Below are 4,040 nucleotides of genomic sequence, written 5' to 3'. Positions count from 1 at the left end.
ATGCTTTATGTTCTGGTATTCTTCTATCCGATTAATTCATTTAACATGTTCTTTATTGTAGGTTTGTGTCGTTCCGGTGGTGATACGGTTTATGCGGCTGTTAATGATATCTGCTGGATGTACCTTCTTGCAATTCCACTGGCCTGTCTTGTGGCATTTGTATTTAAGATGCCTGGTCATATAATTTATCTTGCCCTTTCAATGGAGCAGGTCTTTAAGGCATGTGCAGGTTTAATCAGGCTTAAGTCCGGTAAGTGGTATAAGGTTCTTGATTAGAATAATTTCTTTAAAATAAAAAAGGTGATGTTTAAGAAGCTGTGAATTATCTTCAGGCTTTACTTAAACATCACCATTTTTTTTATACAGTAAAGAGGTCTATCTGATCTCCAATCTGTCCTACAGCAGCTTCTACGCTGTCTGCAATTTCTGAAAGGGAATTACTTGTATCCTGAATGTTGCCGGCGCTGGTAGAAATCTTGTCCATACTCTGGCGGATAACGCCTGTGGTGTTTCTAAGCTGATCAACTTCACTAAGGATAGATTTATTTCCTTCTGACATTTCATGGGAGGCTGCACGAACTTCGCTGGTGTTGTCATTCATAAGTTTAAGGGCATCACCAATCTGTTTTGAACCTTCCTGCTGTTCTTCCATGGCAGCTTTAATCTGAAGCACAAGCTGCTTAGTCTGATTGATTGAATCGTTAACTGCTGCAAAGGAATCACTGGAAGCCTGAGATGCGGTAACAACATCATTGATGGAACTTTCAATTTTGTTAAGCTCATCACGGATAGTTTTTGACTGGGCACTGGAAGTTTCAGAGAGTTTTCTGATTTCGTCAGCGACTACGCTAAAGCCTTGTCCTGCTTTTCCGGCATGGGCTGCTTCAATTGCGGCATTCATGGCAAGCATGTTTGTCTGTTTTGCAATGTCATTAATTGTTTTGTTAGCAGTCTGAAGTGTCTTTGACTGTTCTTCAATATGTTTAATCCTGACGTTAACGTCATTCTGCCTTTTAATTCCGTCTTCAGCATTATTGGTAAGACTTTCAAATGATTTTGCCATATGTCCTACAGAAACATTAACACTGCGGATGTTGCCAATCATTTCTTCTACGGCAGCACTGGCCTGAGTTACACCTGAAGACTGAGTTTCAATCATGCGTTCAAGGGATTCAATATTCTGGGAAATTTCTTCAACAGCACTGGCAGTTTCAGTAACACAGTCAGCCTGATTCTGAACCTGAGATCCGATATTGTTAAGGTCTTCAATAATTGCACCGATAGAGTTTCCGTTTTCTTCAATACGTTTCTGAAGTCCAACGTTAACATCTCCCAGCATTTCCTTTGAATCCTTAACACCGCCGATGATTGTTCTAAGCTTGTTCATAAATGAGTTAAAGCCGTCACCAAGAGCACCGATTTCATTTTTACTCTTAACAACAATCTGCTGGGTAAGGTCTGCATCTCCGGAAGCAATATGCTGAATTGAATTCTGTACTACTCTTAAAGGTTTAACTGCAACAACAAGAAGGAGTGAACAGAAAACAGATACCAGAAGTCCAACAAGAATACTGATAATGATAATTACAGTACCAATAGATTTTCCGGCAGCATCAATCTGGCTCTGAGGGATTGTAAGGATTGCAGACCATGGTGTTCCAGGTACAGGTGTATAAGAAGCAAAAGTATAAACTCCTGCAGCATCTGTGTAGTAACCTTCTCCGCTAAGACCGCTGCATGCTTTTTCTGCAATTTTATTAAGTCCCTTAAAGCCAGCCTTGTCACTGTAAGAAAGGTCCATGTATTTGTCCATTCCCCTGATGTGGGAGATAAGTACACCGTTGGAACCAACAAGAATGGCCTTTCCGTTTTCTCCCATTGTCAGGTTGGAAATCATCTTGTCAATTTCATCAAGTTTTACTGCTCCTGCAAAAACACCAATAAGCTGACCATAAAGATCATAAGCAGGGCGGGCAATGTAGTAGCAGACTGAACCATCTGTCTGAAAGTCAATGTTTGAAACATAGATGTTTTTCTTATCGTTCATTATGGAACGGAAGAAAGGTTTAGAAATTACAGTCAGGGTTTTTCCGTCGCTGGAATGACCGACACCATCAGGAGTACAGAACATAATGTAATTAAAATATTTGTTCCTGATATTTTCGTGGTTAAGAAGCCAGTTAATTATCTTTTCTTCATTGCCTTCTTTAGTTACATCATTGTCAGAATAAATGCGCAGGTCGTTTACAAGAACTTCGTTCCAGTGCTGAATTTTTCCTGCGTCTTCTTCAATTATTTTTTCACTAAAAGAAGAATAATCATTCTGAGAATATTTTTGTACGCTTTGAACGATAAGGATATTCTGTATTACAAAAGAAATAATAAGAATTGCCAGAATCTTTATGGAAAACTGAAAAGCAAGGCGGGCATATTTTTTCTGACCCGGATTATTATTTTCTTTATTTACTTCTGCCTTTTCTACACTTGTATTTGTTTCAATTGTTTCTTCCATAGTTGTCTACCTCCCTTTGTATTATTTTGTTGTGTTTTTATAAATACGGTTTATGGCAACAGCATGGAAGGCAATATTCCTTACATTGCTTTTAATAAGGTTGGCATTACACTTCTGATATATAGGAGAAATTACAGCATCTTCCATAATCATTCTTTCTGCGTCCTTCATTGCAGACCAGCGTTCCTGTATTCTTGTACAAAGATCACCATCAGTACAGCTGGCAATAATGGCGTTGTATTGTGGATTAAAATAATTACCCTGGTTATTGTCGTTTCCTGTTACCCACATGGCAAGGTAAGTCATAGGGTCTGCATAGTCAGGTCCCCAGTTGTTAAGACCAAACTGGAAGTTTCCTGAAGACATTATTTTACGGCGTTCAGTTTTTGGCACGGCTTTAATGTTGATTGTTACTTCCGGGAAGAGGGCTTCAATCTGGCTCTTAATTGTACGGCAGGCAATAACCTGAGTTTCTCCGTCAGCAGTTAAAAGTTCCAGAGTAAGCTTTTTAAAGCCAAGCTGCCTTTTGGCTGCAGCAAAATGGCTCTTTGCCTTTTCTTTGTTATAGGTACAGTCATCAGGAAATTCTACACCCTGAGGGGTAAAGTCTGAACCTGTTGAAGAGAAAGCAAATCCTTTTGGAATGGCAGCATAGGCTGCAGCAGAACCATCAGCCATGGCATTTACAACTTCTTCACGATTAATGGCAAAGCTAAAGGCACGGCGAAGGTTTTTATTTGCAAAATGAGAATCATCAAAGTTAAAGGTCAGATAGTAAAGGAAGCCTGAATCAACCGGCCTAAAGTCAGGAGAGTTTTTCATTTTGTTAATTGAATCTCCGGAGAGTTCAACAAAGTCCAGCTGTCCGCTTTGATATCTTCTTAAAGCTTCTTCACCACTGGATACGATTTCATAATGAAGGCCGGCAAGTTTTACATTCTTTGCATCATAGTAAGCTGTGTTCTTTTTAAAGGAGATTGTTTTGCCGGAAGGTGAATACTCAGTAATTATAAAAGCGCCGTTTGCAAGACAGGTTTCTGGGCTTGTGGCATATTTGTCTCCGCAGGCCTTAACGAATTTTTCATTTGCAGGATAGAAAGTACAGAAGTAAAGAAGCTGGTCAAAGTAAGAAACAGGAACTTGAAGTTCAACTTCAAAAGTAAAATCATCAACTGCCCTTACTCCGAGCTGGTTTGGTTCCATCTGTCCTGCCTGAATTGCAGTAGCATTTTTAATCTGAGCTATGTCACTTATCATAAAGGCATATTCAGAATTGGTTGCAGGGTCTATGGCTCTCTGCCAGCCGTAAACAAAGTCATGGGCTGTAACCTGTTCACCATTAGACCAGTAAACATCGTCCCTGAGTTTAAAAGTGTATTTAAGTCCATCAGCCGAGACACTTTCTTCTTTACAAACGGCTTTTTTAACTGAGCCGTCATCAGCCATCTGCATAAGGCCGTCAATCATATTTCCGATTAATTCAAAAGATGTTGCAAAAACTGCAGTCTGTTGATCCAGGGTATCGATA

Annotated in this window: 2 protein-coding genes and 1 pseudogene; 1 reads left to right on the top strand and 2 read right to left on the bottom strand. The window is 39.6% G+C overall.

Features of this window, described 5'->3' with window-relative positions:
• Positions 1-276: pseudogene (locus K6D58_RS02245) on the top strand (MATE family efflux transporter); the annotation flags it as partial.
• A gap of 82 nt (positions 277-358) precedes the next feature.
• On the opposite strand, the gene K6D58_RS02240 reads toward K6D58_RS02245, so the two are convergent.
• Together K6D58_RS02240 and K6D58_RS02235 are read right to left on the bottom strand one after the other, a co-directional pair.
• Positions 359-2,512 carry a methyl-accepting chemotaxis protein gene (locus K6D58_RS02240; protein WP_296827120.1) on the bottom strand — a complete coding sequence of 718 codons (2,154 nt, stop codon included), beginning with the start codon at positions 2,510-2,512 and terminating at the stop codon, positions 359-361.
• A gap of 21 nt (positions 2,513-2,533) precedes the next feature.
• Positions 2,534-4,040, bottom strand: a 1,507-nt coding sequence (locus K6D58_RS02235; protein ID WP_296827117.1) for a peptide ABC transporter substrate-binding protein, incomplete at its 5' end; no start/stop codon positions are given.

Origin of the sequence: Treponema sp., from assembly GCF_024696245.1 — a bacterium.
Lineage (GTDB): Bacteria > Spirochaetota > Spirochaetia > Treponematales > Treponemataceae > Treponema_D.
This window is presented reverse-complemented; position numbering and strand designations above follow the sequence as displayed.